Here is a 17907-nt window from a genome sequence, read left to right as displayed (position 1 = left end):
AGGATGAAATCATGCATGCTGTACAAGTAAAAAAATTAAATAAAGCCTTTGGTAAGACTGTTGTTTTAAATGATATAGACCTCGAAATGGAAGCGGGTGGTTTTACTGTTCTACTTGGACCTTCAGGATGTGGTAAATCAACTTTACTTCGTCTCATTGCCGGTCTTGAAGATGTCACTGCGGGGAGAGTCATTATTGGCGATAAAGATGTCACGATTTCTGATCCTAAAGATCGTGATATTGCTATGGTATTTCAATCTTATGCTTTGTTTCCTCATATGACTGTCCGTGAAAACATTGGCTTTGGAATGCTTATTAATAAAAAACCAAAAGAAGAGATTAATAAGCGGGTACAAGAAGTCGCTGATCTGCTACAAATAGGGGCTCTTTTGGATCGTACGCCTGCTCAGTTATCTGGGGGTCAACGTCAACGTGTTGCAATTGGGCGAGCGTTGGTGAGGCAACCCAAGGTCTTTTTATTTGATGAACCACTATCGAATCTAGATGCCAAACTTAGAGCTGAGATGCGATTAGAGCTTAAAAAACTCCACAATGAATTGGATTCAACAATTGTGTATGTAACACATGATCAGATAGAGGCGATGACACTGGCTACAAAGATTGTCTTATTGAATAAAGGTATTCCACAACAGATTGGTTCACCCTATGAAATATATAATCAACCAGCAAACGTATTTGTCGCCAAATTCGTCGGTTCACCCCAAATAAATTTATTAAAAGGAACATTGTTGCAAAAAGAAGAGCGTTGGGGGGTGATGGTAGGTGATATATGGATCCCTGTTGGCGATTATGCATTTAAAGATACCCCAACTAAAGACAGAAAAGTACTGCTTGGTGTTAGGCCAGAACATGTGACTCAATCGCCATTAAATAGTCATTTTGAAATAGAACTTAAGGTCAACGCATTTGAAATGACAGGGGCAGAAACACTTGCAGAGTTAGATCTCTTTGGGCAAGCACTAAGAGCGAAGTTAGATGCTAATATTAGTATAAAAAATGATATGCAATTACCATTACATATCAACTTACAGAACGTGTCACTGTTTTGTGCGGCGACAGAAGAACGCATTTAGTTTGTAGGAAAATACCCGTTTATATCGTTATATGAACGGGTTCTTATCTTGGTTTTTTATCAAAAAAACAAAATTCTATCATTTATTCGTATATAACTTTACCTATCTGTAATAATTTGATTTTTATCACTTAAGCAAATGTAACACTAATTTATACTTGTACTGAATAGTGATGAATGAGACACTTTTTGTAACGTTACGACAACCTCCAGTGAGATAAGAAAAGATGGCAAAGGCTACCCTTAAAACGATCGCAGAATATACTGGACTTTCAGTTACAACGGTCTCCAGAGCATTGAAAGATGGTGATGATGTAAAGAAGCCAACAAAAGATAAAGTGAAAGAAGCCGCGAAAAAATTAGGTTATAGACCTAATTTATCAGGACTTGGATTGCGGACAGGCATCAACTACAACATATGTGCGATATTACCTGTTACTAAATCTGGTGACATTGTTGGTGATGTCGGGACTCTTGCCCTTATCGAAGGTTTAACCGCTGGTATAGCTGGTTCACCTTATCATCTGACCGTTTTGCCATTGGAGCCAGGTGTCGACCCTCTTGTTCCGGTAAAATATGCGGTTGAAAATAGTCTTGCTGGGGGCGTTATTTTTAATTTAACTCAGACTAAAGACGAACGAGTCACTTACTTAACCGAGCAAGATATACCATTTGTTACTTTTGGGCAGACTGAGATGACAACAAATCATCCATATGCAGATATTGATAATTATGATATTGGTTATCAGGCTGCAAAATATTTGTTCGAGCGCAAGCGAACAGATATCCGCTTACTCAGTTCCTCTCAAATTTATACTTACTCTTGGCACAAATTTTATGGTGTAAAAAGAGCTTCAATGGAGTTTGGGGTGGAGTTTTCCGAAGACAATATTATTTTTGATACTGAGGTTAGTGATTACAGAAAAATGACTAAAGAGCTAGTAGAGGGATCTGATTCGCCAGATGGTATTATCTGTGGATCAGAAATTTCTGCCCTTGGAATTATTGCTGGCGTGCAAGATGCAGGAAAAGTTATCGGACAGGATATCGATATTATTGCTGTAGAAACTTGTGATTTACCCAGCTTTTTTGTACCTCCTATACCAGGATTGAGGCAAGACTTTCATAGCATAGGGCGTAAGCTTTCTAAATTTTTAGTCCAACGTATGGAAGGAGAAGAAGATATAGATAAACTCCAATATGTTGAAAAAACAAAAATTTATTTACGTTAATCGTTATATCAAGCAAGTGATCATTAAATAAAAAGAACATGCCTACTTAAAGAATAAACAGTGTTTATCGCGCGATGTCTTTTGAGGTGTCGTCTCCTGTCTTATTTTAAAAAAAAGTCTTCCTGAGATCTAATTCGTAAAATACTACCGATATCACAGTTATTGATTTGATTCGTTACTTTTACTTGAAAAAGGTTTCTTTTGGTCTGAAAATGGTAACGTTACGATTTTAAAGGGGCAGTACAATGACGGAAACAACTCAGGCGTTCAAAGCTTATGATATTCGAGGGAAATTACCCGACGAATTAAATGTATCAGTTGCATATAGTATTGGTAGAGCTTATGCCGAGCATCTTCAACCTAAGCGAGTGGCTGTTGGTTTTGATATTAGGCTTAGTAGTGAAGAATTAACATCAGCGTTAAGTGAAGGTTTGATAGATGGTGGTTCAGAAGTATTGAATTTAGGGCTTGTAGGTACTGAAGAGGTATACTTTGCGACTAATCATTTAGATTTGGACGGTGGTATTATGGTAACGGCGAGCCACAACCCTAAAGAATATAACGGTATGAAGTTAGTTAGGGAAAATGCAAAGCCTATAAGTGGTGATTCTGGATTAAATGACATTAAGTCGTTGGTTGAGAAAAATGGCTATATTCCGTCCAAAGATACTCATTTACACCTTAAAAAATCGAATCGTTACGACATATCAAAAGAGTATACTGAACATTTATTGAGCTACATCGATAGGAAAGATCTTGCGCCACTTAGAATAGTAGTGAATGCGGGAAATGGGGCCGCTGGCCATATGTTAGATAATTTAGAGCCTTATTTACCGTTCAATTTGATCAAAGTGAACCATCATCCAGATGGAAATTTTCCTAATGGCATTCCTAACCCTTTATTACCTGAAAATCGTCAAGCAACCATCGATGCCGTCATTGACCATAAAGCTGATTTTGGTGTTGCATGGGACGGAGATGTTGATCGATGTTTCTTATTTGACGAACGTGGTGAGTTCATTGAAGGTTATTACATAGTAGGTTTGCTTGCGCAGGCATTTTTAAGCAAGTTCCCTGGAGAGAAAATTATCCATGATCCTAGATTAATGTGGAACACCATAGATATCGTTAAAAATAACGGCGGTTCGGCTATTCAAAGTAAAACAGGTCATGCTTTCATTAAAGAAAGAATGCGTATTGAAGATGCTGTCTATGGAGGAGAGATGAGTGCTCATCATTATTTCAGGGATTTTGCATATTGTGATTCAGGAATGTTGCCTTGGTTGTTAATTGCCGAGTTAGTATCAAAAACAGGAATTTCATTATCAAGTTTTGTTCAGAAACAACAGAGTGATTTCCCTATTTCAGGAGAGATAAATCGTAAGGTAGATGATGTTTCGTCTATCGTAAAAAAAGTGTGGGACCATTTCTATGCTGATGCACTAGCTACCGACAAGATTGATGGAATAAGTATGGAGTTTGATGAGTGGCGCTTTAACTTACGAGCATCTAATACGGAACCGGTTGTACGCCTCAACGTCGAATCAAGAGCAAATCAGTCGTTAGTGGATGAAAAAACTAAATACATTTTAGAACTACTGGAATCTTAAGAATAAATCAAAATTGGTTACCACTCTAAACTGGAGTAGTAACAAATAAATTGGAGAGAATTGAATGTCTGTAAAAATTATCGGTAAAGCAATACCTAACATGCCTTGGCAGGAACGACCTGAAGGTGAAGATGGCGTAATGTGGCGTCATAGTGAGAACCCTATAATTGGCTGGAATCCATTCCCAGCGGCTGCTCGAGTCTATAACTCTGCAGTTGTTCCATTCGAGGGTACATTTATCGGCGTGTTTCGTTGTGACTACAAAAATGGTCGTCCTCATTTACATGTCGGTCGTTCTACAGACGCTTTAAATTGGGAGTTTGATACAAGCCCTATTCAATGGAAAGATCAGAATGGGGAAGACTTTCAACCAACTTACGCGTATGACCCTAGAGTCGTAGAAATCGATGGTATTTATTATGTTACTTGGTGTACAGATGACCATGGTGCGACGCTTGGCGTAGGTATGACGACAGATTTTAAAACTTTCGTGCGCCTCGAAAATGCCTGCGTGCCATTTAATCGAAATGGAGTGATGTTTCCGAGAAAAATAAATGGGCAGTTTGTCATGTTAAATCGTCCTTCTGATTCAGGTCATACTCCTTTTGGCGATATTTTCTTGAGTCATTCAAATGATATGGAGTATTGGGGTAAACATCGCCATGTTATGGGGAAAGGTGGCAATGGTTGGTGGCAAGGTACAAAAATTGGGGCTGGACCTATCCCTATTGAAACATCTGAAGGTTGGTTAATGATTTATCATGGTGTCTCAGGCACATGTAATGGTTTTGTATATAGTATGGGAGCTGCTCTCCTTGATATTGATGAACCTTGGAAGGTTCTTTACCGAACTCGCGATTATATTCTTACGCCAGAAAAACATTATGAAACAACAGGGTTCGTACCTAATGTTGCTTTCCCTTGTGCTGCGCTTGCAGATGCAGATACAGGAAGAATTGCAGTTTATTATGGTGCTGCGGATACCTATTCTGCGGTAGCTTATACAACAGTTGAAGATGTTATTACTGAACTTAAAACTAAATCAGAAGTGTTTTAGCTCTTAAATCGTATCGTTATTTTTTTAATTTAACTACATTCAAATTAGTATTTAATTTTGAGGATAAGATTAAATAAATCTTATTAATATCTATGACTATTTTTTCTAAAAGATTATCTTTGTTACAAACTGAATTTAATATAAATTCAGTTGTTAAAAATGAAGTATTACTCCCTGGAAATGGTGTTTTTCTTCGTTATAAAAATCCAGTTTTAACAACTAAACACGCACCATTATCTTGGTGTTATGACCTCAATCCTGAAACCAATCCATTTTTAATGGAAAGATTAGGGATTAACGCTGTTCTTAATCCTGGCGCGATTGAACTAAATGGAAAGTTTTATCTTGTAGCTCGTGTAGAAGGAAATGATAGAAAGTCATTTTTTGCAGTGGCAGAAAGTGATACTGGCGTCGATGGCTTTAGTTTTTGGGAGAAACCTTGTGTCATACCAGAAACTGACGAACCAGATACTAATGTTTACGATATGCGTTTGGTAAAACATGAAGATGGGTATATTTACGGTTTATTTTGTACGGAACGTAAAGATCCAGATGCTGCGCCTGGTGATGAATCCGCGGCAATTGCTCAGTGTGGGATAGTACGTACAGTTGACTTGAAAAACTGGGAACGTCTGGCGGACCTTAAAACAAAATCGGCTCAGCAACGAAATGTAGTATTGCATCCGGAATTTATACAAGGAAAGTACGCTCTATATACGAGACCACAAGATAGCTTTATTGAGGCTGGTACTGGTGGTGGTATCGGTATGGGTTATGCTGATGATATGGTTAATGCTGTCGTCGATATGGAGTATGTAATTGATCCTAAGACCTACCATACCATTAAAGAATCAAAGAATGGTCAGGGTCCAGCTCCAATCAAGACAAATGAAGGTTGGCTGCACATTGCACACGGTGTAAGAAATACTGCAGCAGGACTCAGATATGTTCTGTACTGCTTCATGACTTCGCTTGACGATCCTCTGCAAGTTACCCACAGACCTGGTGGCTATTTTCTTGCGCCAGAAGGAGAGGAAAGAGTTGGAGATGTATCAAATGTAGTATTTAGTAATGGCTTAATAGCCCGTGATAATGGCGATGTATATATATATTACGCTTCATCCGATACTCGATGCCATGTATTGACGACTACGGTTTCTCAACTTGTTGATTATGTAATTAACACTCCTGAAGATCCATTAACAAGCGCAGCTTGCGTATCACAAAGAATTGACCTTATAAATAAAAATCTCAAATTTAATTAATTGATAAAATATATAAATGGTCAGGTTAATATCTGGCTGTTTATATATTTGTATTGTGAGCCATATCTAATTTACCCTTAAACTTTGAAGTGCGTATAGGGTCATTTTTTCTTTATATTTTAATATTGTGTATTAACTCTCATATTAAGAAATAGTTCAATAATAAATATAAAACCTCGATCAATATCGTAACGTTACGATTGTGTTTGGGTGTAGTATGGCTTTCTTCTAAGGGCATTTGTATTTTTAGTTTTACGAAGAATATAAATGGAAAAATATAAACTCTAACGATGAGAAGTATTTAATGATGAAAAAAACAGTCTTTATAAAATCAACTTTAGCAATGCTTGTTCTCTCTTCTATGTCTGCCATGGCAGCAAACACAGATTTTGAAATGCATGGTTATGTTAAAAGTGGACTTTTGCTTAACGGAGATGGAAATCGTTCGAACTCATTAGGTTTATTCACCAATTACGGAAAATTCCGTTTGGGTAATGAACAAAATACAAAAATTGAACTTTTGCCCACAGTAAAATTTACTACAGACTCAGGTGTCTGGGCTAAGTTTCGAGCCAACTTAACTCATGAAACTAACTGTACTTCTGATTGGAATTGTGTCGATGGTGATGGGCATGATGCTCAATTCCGTGAAGGTTATGTCGAAATGGGTAATTTACCGTTTGCTCCAGATTCTGTGTTTTGGGCAGGTAAGCGATACAGCAGTTCTAATACATCAAACCATCAATATGATTGGGAATATGTTCAATATAACGGAACAGGGGGTGGGGTAGATAAAATTGATATCGGTTTCGCCAAAATGGATATAGGTATGTATGCATTTATGCCTAGCGATCGAAATGATGAAGCCCCTTCCGATAGCGATGAACAAGGGTTTTCAGATGACTTGTCTTTTAACTTATGGCTCAAAGGTATTGCTGGAACTGGGCTAGATGTCCAGTTTGTAGGACATAAGATGAATGAACATAGTTGGCACCAAGGTGCCGCTGAAGATGGCGTTGGTCTAACAGCTATGTATAGTTTTGATGGTTTTTATGGATTAACTGGCGGTTACTCTCGAATCGTTGCCCAGTATGGACAAGGCTTAGCGGCGGGTGATTCTTTAGGTAAGAATGGCTGGGGATTTGCTAACCATGAAGATACTAAATCCACACGTATTGTATTTGATGGATTAGCAAACGTTGCTGATAACTGGGAAGTATCAACTTTTGCGTTTTATCAAACAGATTCAGATTATAACCCTTGGACTGATTGGAGTTCATCAACTGGTTCAGATCGCGACATATGGGCAGCGGGTGTTCGTCCTCACAACCAAATTACCGATAACTTCGCGATGCAATACGAAGTGGGTTATGAATATATTGATGAGAAAAAAGACGGAGGGGCAGAAGGTGGTCTCTTTAAAGCGACAATTGCACCAACAATCATGTTAGAGACTGGTTTTTGGGCACGCCCTCAAATTCGTGTATTTGCAACTTACGCACAATGGGATGGAGATGCGTCTAGTAAGTTAGATTCAGGTTACACCCGGGGCGGAGCAACCGATGTACTTAACTTTGGTGTTCAAGCTGAAGTTTGGTTTTAAACAGCGTTTAGTTGAATGTGTGAGAGCAGACGTGCTCTCACCGTTTCTGTTTGAGAGGAGTATGTAATGAGAGTTGTTGTTCAAATTATCTTAGCATTTATCATTATTTTATTGGCTTTCGCTGCTTCAAATGGTGTTGCGGTTTTTCAGACGAATCAAGCAGAAAAGAAAATAGAGATGGCTTTTTTAGAAACTAAGCACCTAAATAGTTTTATCGGCGATTTAAGAGAAGACGTTAAAAACGCACAGCTTTTAATTGCAGAAAGTCTTAGAACTAAAACGTTATCAGAAGCAAAAAAAGCCCAAGAAGAAACGTTTAAAGAGTTGGAAATTTTACAAAAAAAAATCATTAATCCTCTAACAACTAACTTCTATGATGATAAAGAGTTAGATACCTTAAAAGATGATGTTGCTTTGTTTATTCAATTTGCCAAAGAGGCTTTCATCATCCACGACATTGTTATTAGTCAACAAAAGAAACTCTATCAGCTGAGAAACGAATTAAGTAATCAAGTTGATACGTCAGAACGAATTTTAAGTAAAGTCTCGAGAAGAATAACTCTTGAAGATGATTTTCTGAAGAAAGATATTGAATCTTTTTCTCAAAAGCGCGATGCCTCGGTTGATCTATTAACGCGTACTTTCTTTTTAACCTCAATAGATAACGTCACAAAGAACTTAGATTTTTTGTTGATACAAAAAGAACCGTTATTAGATGATCAAGCCTATTTGTTAGAAGAGTTTCCTCTGTTGAATAACGAGAGAGACTACTTAAACGCAATTGAGGCATTTGAACATTTGATGTTCGGAGAAAAGAGTCTGCCAAAATTGTTATTAGAACTACGTAAGAATGAATTACAAATTGAATCTTATGTAAATAAAATTTTCAACCAAAATAAAAAGTTAAATCAAGAAGTTGCGGTATTATTGAGATCTGCTGACATAAAGAGCCTAAGTTATCAAAAATCAATTGCTCGTTTATTGCATAACGTAATGACGTTACAAATTATTGTATTGATTTCATGCTCACTATTAGTCACCTGTGTTGGGCTTTATTTAGCGAAAAAAATCAATAAGCCGATTAATTATAGTTTGAAAATTATTAATGGCTTGGCTAATGGCGATTATACCCAAATGGTAAAAATAAATGGTTGGTCCAAAGAGTTTTCTGAGCTAACGAATCGATTAGCACATGTTATATCCGTGAACCGTTCTCTTGTCGAAGATATAAAGACAAATAGTCAGAATATTTATGAGCAAAGTAATGTTAACTCGTTACTTACCTCAGAAGTTAAAGAGCTTAATGATAAGCAAATGTTATCTATAGAGACGATAGCTAGTGCTATTGAAGAGCTAGAAATGGTTAGTCGACAAGTTCAAGGTGCAACTAAATCGTGCTTGAATCATAGTTTGAATATAGAAGAGCTAGCTGAGGTTGGTCGGCGATCACTAGCCAAAAATACAAGTGGAAGTGAAATTTTAAAAAAGAAGCTTAATGAAAGCAGTCAAGTTATTACTAAAGTATCGAGTAGAAGTTTAGAAATTAGCCAGATAATAGATGTCATTGGAGATATAGCGAATCAAACTAATCTATTGGCTCTGAACGCATCTATAGAGGCTGCTCGTGCCGGTGAGTCTGGGAGAGGTTTTGCTGTTGTAGCTAATGAAGTTGGTATATTGGCAGCAAGAACCTCTGAAGCCACCGAGGAAATTCATAAAATGATATCTCAACTTCAAGTTGTTAGTAAGAGTGCGGTACAACATATCAATGAATGTGAGATAAAGATGGATGAAAATATTATTCATGTAGAACGCTCTCAGCAGTCAATGGATACAATTAGTACACATATTGATCAGTTAACAGATGAGTCTGAGCTGATTTCGCAATCGACGAATGAACAATATATGGCATGTTCCGAGATATCTGCATCATTAAATCAAATAGCATCGGCATTTAGATCAAGTTTAACAAAACTTGATGAGGTGAATACAAACAGTGAAAAATTAGCCTGCCTTTCATCTGAACAGAAAAAAGAACTTAATCAATTTAAAACAAGCAAAAGTCAATTGCCGGGTTCAAACTTAAGGAGCCTAGCGGTATGAGGAAAAATTATGTTAGAAATTAAAGGTGCGCTTCAGAATTTTGATTGGGGTGGTTATCACTACATCAAAATGCTAACAGGTATAGATGCTAATCAGGATAAGCCTTTGGCTGAATTATGGCTAGGGGATCATGCAAATGGGTCTGCACAGTTAGTTGATGGTTCATTACTGTCAGATTGGATAAAGCAGAATCCAGAGCATCGACTAGGTCAACGATCACTAAATACTTACGGAAATAGATTACCATATCTTTTTAAAATTCTAGATGTAAAACAGCCTTTATCTATTCAGGTTCACCCTAGCTTAGAGCAAGCCCGTGCAGGGTTCGCTAAAGAAAATCAAGCTCGTGTTCCCATAAATCAAAGAAACTATAGGGATGATAACCATAAGCCTGAGTTGATGTTAGCATTATCTGATTTCTATCTTTTGCATGGTTTTCGTGAAGCGAGTTCTGTTGCAGAACAGTTGCAGAAAATAAAAGAGCTTGTTCCACTTGCTAGTATTTACAAAGAGAAAGGTTTGCGTCAGTTTGTCTCATTTATTTTTGATTTATCTAAACAAGAACTGGGTATAATTGTTAATCCAGTAGTTGAAAGGTACCGTAATGCCTATAAACAGAATGAATTGTCCAAAAGTGATCCTTTATTCTGGTTTATGCGGTCGGCACTTCGCGCTGAAAAATTAGGACAAGAAAGAGAACCAGGCTTATTAATGATCTTTATCCTTAACCTGATGTATGTACCAAAGGGTAAAGTGGTTTTTCAGGATGCGGGTATACCTCATGCTTACTTAGAAGGGCAAAACATAGAATTGATGGCTAATTCGGATAATGTGCTTCGAGGTGGATTGACTTCTAAGCATGTTGATATTAGCGAGCTACTTAAGGTCATCAATTTTGAACATGTGATACCGGAAACCGTTCAACCTGTAAGAATAGATAACCGTTCCATTGATTTTTCTGTCCCGGTTCGAGATTTTCAACTGAGAGAGTATATTTTGAATGCTGGTGAGCGCTTGGTGACACCTGAGCATTGTGGGGCTTGTATTTGGTTTGTTCTCAGTGGTGAATTAAAGCTTGATAATCAACAACATTTTTCTAATGCTGGTAGTGCCTTTTATCAGAGACCAGGGGAAGTAAATTCTATGCTTGCTCACTCTGATGTGGTGCTTTACAGAACTTCAAGTATATTTAATTAATATAATTTTCACTGTAAACCTGTAACCAAAATTCATCGATTAGATTGAAATATCAAAGACCGTAGTTTGTATAATGCAACGGTCTTTTTTGTTTTAGTTCAACGGGTCAACTCAGTATTAAAAATAACATTGTCAATGAACATTGGGGGGGATTTAATGCAGAGCCTTCCTTGTCTCCATATAGTTGAAAACCGAGTTCACTTACTTGAATCGCTTGTATTGGTGCGGAGAGTCTCCAAGTAACTAAATTCCATTCATCTGGCACAATATTAAGCCATTCTCCTTTAGACCTGATATAGTTGGCATTTCTACTGTAAATCTACCGCGGTTTATCGCTGATATTGCCATACTTGATGAAAGTTTAATCCATAACCTTCTATACATGTTTGTAGACAATGAATATCTAGTGTTATTAATTATTAGATTGAATTACTATAATTTTTTGGGTGACTTAGTGTTTTTTCTAGTAGTTTAAGAGTGGCTTGTGTTCCTTCATATTCAGACATAACGTCACCTTCAAATTCAGCGGCAATAACTCCAGTGAATCCGTTCTTAATTAGAATGTTGATACACTTATTGAAATCTACGGTTGTTTCTTCTCCAGCATTATTGAAATGATAAGACTTAGCGCTGGCGCCTAATGTGTAAGGAGCAAGATCATGCATTCCTTGGTCACGGTCGTATAGACGCTTAGGATTATGATTCCATCCTCCCATAAAAAAATTATCAAAATCCAAATAGACACCGACATTGTCGAGTGACACGTTTTCCATTAGCATTGCCAGCCATGCGCCATTACTTGAAGGATGGCCATGGTTTTCAACTACGATATTTATATTCAATGGCTGAGCATGGGCTGCTAATGAAATGAGGCTTTTAGTATTTTTTTCTAACTGGTTCAAATATGTTCCATCTCCATAAGCGTTCACTCTAACCATGTTGCAGCCTAGTTTCGCAGCTGTGTTTATCCATTTTTTATGTAATTCGATAGCCGTTGTTCTTTCTCTTTCTGAGGATGCTCCTAGATTCCCTATTTCATCGCACATTAGGCAGTTGAAAGAGACACCATTTTTCTCAGCGTTATTTCTCCATTGTTTTAACCATAAATCATCTTCTAAATGAGACATAAATAGAATATTAACTAAGTCGATGATTTTCACATCCAACTTCTGCGCGACTTGAATTAAGCCATTCTCATCCATTTCTCCTTTTAAAATCTTTTGTGGGGTTTTAGAGTGCAGATCAGCGATAAATTGCTCGTAGTTATCTCTACTGTTGCCAAAAAAAGCTCGATGAAACGACCATTGTGACAGCCCAAGTTTAATTTTTTCGTTAGTTACCATTTAGTTTTCCTTACTGTGAAGTTTATTCGATCGAAAAGAAGAAGATCAGAGTTGTACTGATCTCCTGGATAGTGTTTTACATGAAAATTAGTAGATTGGTTTTAAGAACTCTATATTATCTAAATAAACAGCTCCGTCTAACGCGAGCTTATCACCAACGATACAAAGAAAGACATCAGGAAGTTTTCCTTCGATATTGCCTAAATTTATTTCAATATGTTGCTTGTAGAACTGACTTCCATTTATAGTTATTTTGTCTAGTTCAGAGACCGATTGTCGATGTTTGTCTGTATCTAATTTTACCCAACCATCACCAAGTGCTGCATAAGGACGAACCCCACCTTTATCACTATCATTAACAGGAATATACAAGTCATAGGCGAGTTTTGCATGTTGGTTAAATTTATTGATTCGCATATTGCGCATCTTTAATTCTTCCCAATCATTTTTACCTGACCAAACAATATTGAGCTTTAACATTGGTTTGCCAAGATCGTGACTCACTTCAAGAGCAGGGTTTTTCCAACTAGCTTGCCAAGTCCCTTCTTTTATCCAACCTTTGGTGTCCCCATCAGTAAAATCAAAAAATGTGCCTCTTTCATAACCTTTTATAGGTCTTTCGAATTTCACGGTGATTTTGTCAGTAATACGTTTTCCGTTGTCGAGTGTCGCAACGGTAATGAGTTTCTTTTCTCCGTAACCTATTTTTTCTGTTTTAAGTTTTGCTGTGTAATAACCATCATTATTTTTGTTTGTCATTTCTATATTGCCTGTTGGCGTTCGTAAAATAACTTTATCTATATTTTGGTTATAATTCAGTATATAGCTACTTGCGGTAAAGCTCGGTTTAGTTATTTTCATTCCGTCAACTGGAAACGTGATATAAGCTTGATCCATCTTTTCGATAGACAAACCGCGCATTTCCCTCGAGTGACGTTGTATAATTTTGCTAGTTCTACCGCCATCGTTAATAATTCTAAATCCATCATAATCAGGATAAAGGCCGTTTGGAGATCCGTTTTCATCGCCTGTTAATATCCAGAACATGCTGCCAGCGTAACCATATTCATAAGCGGTGTTAGTCCACTTTTCATAAATGAAATCACGATTCTGAGGTTCATTTTTTCCAATACCATATTCTTCGAGAACAACTGGCTTGTTTGCGTTTTTAGCCGATTCTGCATGATCTATTAACCATTGGGTTCCCCATTGTTCTGCGTTATGTTTCCCCCAATGTTCAGGATATAGGTGTACGGTCCCGTAGTTGATGTTTGGCAAAGTTAAAATTCTCTCCCAATCAACACCTTCATTACCGTTATATGCCCAATCTTCATCTCCTGGACGATTCATAAATCCTTCAGAGCCGAGAGCAATAAGTTGGTTTGGGGCAAGTTCATTAACGTATTCACTCATTTCTTTAGTCCAGCTATACAGCAACTGCCCAGACTTGTCTGACTGAGCTCTAGGTTCATTAGCTAGCTCCCATGTCATTATCGTTGGATCTTGATTGAGTGGAATACCAGTATATTGGTTGGTATGAGTGATAAGGTGTTTGGCGTATGCTTTGAAGGTCTCTTTTATTTCTGGGTTTTTATAAAAGTCGTCGTGATGTTGACCACCAAACCAATCTACATATTGTTGCATACCTCCAAAGTCTCCCCAGTTGTTAGTGAGTGCGATAACAACTCGGATCCCTCTTTTTTTTGCTTCTGAAATTGTAAAATCTAATCTTTCTAGAGCGCTTTTTACTCCTGCTGGAGGAGTGAATTTTCCAGCGTCCGGTTGCATGGTATGATTATGACTAATACCCTCCATGAACCCCCAAATCCGAATGGCGTTAAGACCAAGTTCTTGGGCATCGTCTAAGACTGATACAATCATATCGTTAGGCTTATAGTGCATATAATAGTTATTTGTTCCAGAGAATCTAAACACTTTGCTATTTAAGTATAAGTTTGTGCCTTTTTGGGTAACAAATTCGTTCATTGAATCATTTTTTATCAAGGAATGATCCGGCGATGTCGAGTGTGTGCTACTGCATCCAGCTATGAGCATAATGAGTGATGATAAGGCTGCTATTTTAATCTGTGTCGATCTGTTCATTCTGTTCGATTCCTAGTTGTTCTATTTTATGCCCAATAATAATGCAACAGATATCCAATATGATAAATGGTAACGTTACTATTTTGAGTGTCCGATCAACTTGATTAACATAATGTGATAAATGTCACATGAAATAAAATACAAGGTATTTATGAATGCAATCAAATTATTTATAGTTAACAATTTGATTTATAAGGTATTAATTTTATTTTTAGTTTTTTGATATCAAATGAACATGAAATATTAAGTGATCAATTTCACGTAATAGTTAAAGTTAATTCGCAAAAACAAAATCGTAACGTTATTGTATAAGTTGTCCCTATACGAAATGTTTACATAATGTTGTTCAATACATAAAGGAATAAAAATGAAAAATTTTTTACCTAATATCACTCAAACTCTTGTAGTTGCGTCAATTATGATGGGCGCTTCCAGCTTTGCGCAAGCTGATGTCACCGATGGTATTAACAAAGAAGAAGTAAAAGGCACGATTACATTTTTTTCTAACCGTACGGATTTAGTTCAACGCGGTGTTTATGATCGTTATGAAGAAGAATTTAAGAAACTTTATCCAAATGTAAAAGAAGTGAAAGTTGTTGCCTTCGCTGATTATTCTGATGGCATTCGCCCTAGAATGAATACTGGAGACTATGGTGATTTGGTGCTTATTTTACCTTCAGTGCCGAAAAAACAATATGATAATTTTTACGAACCACTGAATGACCTTTATACGGAAGATGAAGTCTATTTTTACGATGCATGGAAAACTCAAGATAAAGTGTATGGCATATCCATGGGTAATTCAGTAGAAGGATTAGTTTATAATAAGGATGTATTAAAAGAAGCTGGGGTAGAAGTTCCTTTAAAAACTTTAGATGACCTCTATGCTGCTGCGGGTAAGATAAAAGCGAATGGTTCTATTCCTTTTTATATTAATTTCGGTGCTCAGTGGCCATTACAGCAATGGGATAAATTCCCAATACTCGTAGAGGGTAATGACGGTGTTTACGAAAAAATGTTAACACAAGATAACGCTTTTTCAGGTAATACTGCATACACCCAGTCTTTAAAAGTGCTTAAAACCTTGATAGATAACGGTTGGACTGAGCAGGATCTCATGACTAATTCTTGGGAAGATTCTAAGAATATGATAGCTAATGGTAAAGCTGCTATGTATTACCTTGGAAATTGGGTGATTCCGCAAGTTATTACCGCTGGAGCAGATCCAGAAAATATCGGATTTATGCCTATTCCTTCAGATAATTCGGGTCAGCTTAAAGCGCAAATGAACCATGATTGGGGTTATGCTGTTAGTAAACACTCTAATAACAAAGAAACAGCAAAAGCTTATCTTAAATTTTTGCTAGAAGGTTCTGACTTTGATGAGGTGGCAGGATTTATTCCTCCAATTAAGTCTAAGCAACCAGCCTTACCTCAGTTGACAGAATATATGAGTTATGAGCCAATTGTAATTCAAACGCCAACGTCCTCTTCTACTTTTATAGAAGTAACAAACCGATCAAAGATTGATTTTTACTCTGGTGGTTATATTCAAGATGTGATGATGTCTCAAGACTTTGAACGTGCACTTGAAAAGCTTGATTCACGTTGGAACCGAGCTAAAAAACGCGTTATGAAATAGTATAAATTACATAAATATGCCCCTTACTTCACTTACGTTGTTAGGCATGATAAGTCGTTTCAATAAGAAGCGACTTTTATATTAATGGATGTTTTAGAATTAGGATGAATTATATTTTTTATGTAATCTATAATTTTTTAATTTTAACTTATTGTTATATATAAATAAATTAAGTCATGAATATATTACATGCCCAATATTCACAATGGTCATTGTACTCTGGTGGATGTCGTTTGTACTATTCTTTTTTTTATCCGAAAGGGTTTCTTATATTTATAATCTTAGCGGTGATAATTCAGTATGACAATGAGATGAAATAGAGAACAATGTTTGACAAAAATCTGTATGAGCTCCGCAAATATCGACAAGAAATATGTTTGGTATTCAATATTATAGTCGCTTTATTGGCTTTAGTCGGATTGGTTACTATGATTGCATATTTTAATGCCCTTGGTGCATCTGATTATCTCATAGAAATACTTGAAGATTTTAGAGTCAACCCTATCATGTTGCTTATTATTGCGCTCAGCTTGTTATCGACAACATTGATATTTTTTCGTAAGAAAAATATTCAAGAACAAGCTATCCCTAAAACGTTTGTTGACTATTCTAAAAATTATTATTTTCAATCATTGTTGGAAAGTGGTCAAAATATAGATAGTGACTACGTGATATTTCAGCATATCCAGCAAGCGGAGAGAGTAGAACGTCAACAATTAGCTGCTGAGTTTACCAAAGCACTGCAGAATGAAGAGTTGGAATTGTATTATCAACCTCAGATTGAACTTTGTTCTAAACGAATAATTGGCGCAGAAGCTTTAGTCAGGTGGCATCACCCTAGAAAGGGTTTTATGTCTCCAGATAAGTTTATTTATATACTTACTAATAACTTATTAGATATAAAACTCGGCGAATGGGTTATAAACTCCGCACTTAAAACACTTTCTAAACGTGATGATGAATTAATTATTAGTGTGAATATTACGCCATTTCATCTTCAACAAGATGATTTTTTTGGTCGTTTACAAAGAACTTTAGCTCATTATCCCACTGTTAATCCAGCATATTTGAAAATAGAGTTAACAGAAACGTCGTATATTTCTGACCATAAACGTTTGGAGGCTACAATGTATAAGTGCAAAGATTTAGGAGTAACTTTTTCTTTAGATGATTTTGGAACAGGTTATTCTGCTTTGAGCCAATTGCGCTTACTTCCAGCATCTCAATTAAAAATTGATCGGAGTTTTATTCAGAATTTGGAGGACAGTGAACAAGATAAGAAAATGGTTCTTTCTATTATTATGTTAGCCAACAATTATGATATTGAAGTTGTTGCTGAAGGCATAGAAACAAAAGAACAGCAAGAGATTTTAGAGCATGCTGGTTGTCAAGTTGGGCAGGGATATCGCTACTTAAAACCAGTACCCTATTCAAAGTTCAATGAATGGCTAGAGCACCATACATGAACTTAAAAATACCTTTCCAACCTAACTTTTATATCTATTTATCTAAATAAAGATATCTATAGTTCACATTTCTTAATTAATACCCATGTAATAAGTAGACCTATATCAAAGAATTCTAAGTACTGTATCCACTGCCATTGACAATATTTTCATTTAAATTAATGTATCTATTATAGATACGAAGTGCGATGGA

Annotated in this window: 12 protein-coding genes; 10 read left to right on the top strand and 2 right to left on the bottom strand. The window is 36.5% G+C overall.

The genetic code is table 11. The features are described from left to right. The first annotated feature begins 11 nt into the window (after positions 1-11). From R3X26_RS11955 to manA, 8 genes are all read left to right on the top strand, one after another. Positions 12-1094, top strand: coding sequence for a sn-glycerol-3-phosphate ABC transporter ATP-binding protein UgpC (locus R3X26_RS11955; RefSeq protein WP_317717552.1), 1083 nt, complete (start codon positions 12-14; stop codon positions 1092-1094). Between the two features lie 226 nt (positions 1095-1320). Beyond that, on the top strand, positions 1321-2325 hold the full coding sequence (locus tag R3X26_RS11950) for a LacI family DNA-binding transcriptional regulator (RefSeq protein WP_317717551.1): 1005 nt from the start codon (positions 1321-1323) through the stop codon (positions 2323-2325). 245 nt (positions 2326-2570) lie between these two features. Then, positions 2571-3935, top strand: coding sequence for a phosphomannomutase (locus tag R3X26_RS11945; RefSeq protein WP_317717549.1), 1365 nt, complete (start codon positions 2571-2573; stop codon positions 3933-3935). Between the two features lie 64 nt (positions 3936-3999). Next, entirely contained in the window at positions 4000-4992 is a 993-nt protein-coding gene (locus R3X26_RS11940) for a glycoside hydrolase family 130 protein (RefSeq protein ID WP_317717548.1), read from the top strand. Between the two features lie 119 nt (positions 4993-5111). Continuing rightward, entirely contained in the window at positions 5112-6257 is a 1146-nt protein-coding gene (locus R3X26_RS11935) for a glycosidase (protein ID WP_317717547.1), read from the top strand. Between the two features lie 304 nt (positions 6258-6561). Continuing rightward, the gene (locus R3X26_RS11930) at positions 6562-7860 is read left to right on the top strand and encodes a carbohydrate porin (RefSeq protein ID WP_317717546.1); all 1299 of its coding nucleotides are present in this window, start codon (positions 6562-6564) and stop codon (positions 7858-7860) included. Positions 7861-8037: 177 nt separating this feature from the next. Then, positions 8038-9963, top strand: coding sequence for a methyl-accepting chemotaxis protein (locus R3X26_RS11925; RefSeq protein WP_317717545.1), 1926 nt, complete (start codon positions 8038-8040; stop codon positions 9961-9963). A gap of 9 nt (positions 9964-9972) precedes the next feature. After that, positions 9973-11160 (top strand): mannose-6-phosphate isomerase, class I, encoded by a 1188-nt coding sequence (manA, locus tag R3X26_RS11920; RefSeq protein WP_317717544.1) that lies wholly within the window; start codon positions 9973-9975, stop codon positions 11158-11160. Positions 11161-11579: 419 nt separating this feature from the next. Here manA and R3X26_RS11915 read toward each other — a convergent pair whose 3' ends face one another. Then, positions 11580-12503 (bottom strand): sugar phosphate isomerase/epimerase family protein, encoded by a 924-nt coding sequence (locus R3X26_RS11915; RefSeq protein ID WP_317717543.1) that lies wholly within the window; start codon positions 12501-12503, stop codon positions 11580-11582. 87 nt (positions 12504-12590) lie between these two features. Continuing rightward, the gene (locus R3X26_RS11910) at positions 12591-14606 is read right to left on the bottom strand and encodes a cellulase family glycosylhydrolase (protein ID WP_317717542.1); all 2016 of its coding nucleotides are present in this window, start codon (positions 14604-14606) and stop codon (positions 12591-12593) included. A gap of 367 nt (positions 14607-14973) precedes the next feature. Here R3X26_RS11910 and R3X26_RS11905 point away from each other — a divergent pair, with 367 nt between their 5' ends. Together R3X26_RS11905 and R3X26_RS11900 are read left to right on the top strand one after the other, a co-directional pair. Beyond that, complete coding sequence (locus R3X26_RS11905; protein WP_317717541.1) at positions 14974-16248, top strand: ABC transporter substrate-binding protein; 1275 nt, start codon at positions 14974-14976, stop codon at positions 16246-16248. Positions 16249-16574: 326 nt separating this feature from the next. After that, the gene (locus R3X26_RS11900; protein ID WP_317717540.1) at positions 16575-17714 is read left to right on the top strand and encodes an EAL domain-containing protein; all 1140 of its coding nucleotides are present in this window, start codon (positions 16575-16577) and stop codon (positions 17712-17714) included. Positions 17715-17907: the final 193 nt, after the last annotated feature.

Source organism: Vibrio sp. TH_r3, assembly GCF_033101115.1.
Lineage (GTDB): Bacteria > Pseudomonadota > Gammaproteobacteria > Enterobacterales > Vibrionaceae > Vibrio.
The sequence above is the reverse complement of the archived record's forward strand: the minus strand, read 5'-3'. Positions and strand labels throughout refer to the sequence as shown.

Coding starts and splice junctions, on each gene's coding strand:
- R3X26_RS11955 (WP_317717552.1), top strand. CDS start 12: ATGCATGCTGTACAAGTAAAAAAATTAAATAAAGCCTTTGGTAAGACT.
- R3X26_RS11950 (WP_317717551.1), top strand. CDS start 1,321: ATGGCAAAGGCTACCCTTAAAACGATCGCAGAATATACTGGACTTTCA.
- R3X26_RS11945 (WP_317717549.1), top strand. CDS start 2,571: ATGACGGAAACAACTCAGGCGTTCAAAGCTTATGATATTCGAGGGAAA.
- R3X26_RS11940 (WP_317717548.1), top strand. CDS start 4,000: ATGTCTGTAAAAATTATCGGTAAAGCAATACCTAACATGCCTTGGCAG.
- R3X26_RS11930 (WP_317717546.1), top strand. CDS start 6,562: ATGATGAAAAAAACAGTCTTTATAAAATCAACTTTAGCAATGCTTGTT.
- R3X26_RS11925 (WP_317717545.1), top strand. CDS start 8,038: ATGGCTTTTTTAGAAACTAAGCACCTAAATAGTTTTATCGGCGATTTA.
- manA (WP_317717544.1), top strand. CDS start 9,973: ATGTTAGAAATTAAAGGTGCGCTTCAGAATTTTGATTGGGGTGGTTAT.
- R3X26_RS11915 (WP_317717543.1), bottom strand. CDS start 12,503: ATGGTAACTAACGAAAAAATTAAACTTGGGCTGTCACAATGGTCGTTT.
- R3X26_RS11910 (WP_317717542.1), bottom strand. CDS start 14,606: ATGAACAGATCGACACAGATTAAAATAGCAGCCTTATCATCACTCATT.
- R3X26_RS11905 (WP_317717541.1), top strand. CDS start 14,974: ATGAAAAATTTTTTACCTAATATCACTCAAACTCTTGTAGTTGCGTCA.
- R3X26_RS11900 (WP_317717540.1), top strand. CDS start 16,575: ATGTTTGACAAAAATCTGTATGAGCTCCGCAAATATCGACAAGAAATA.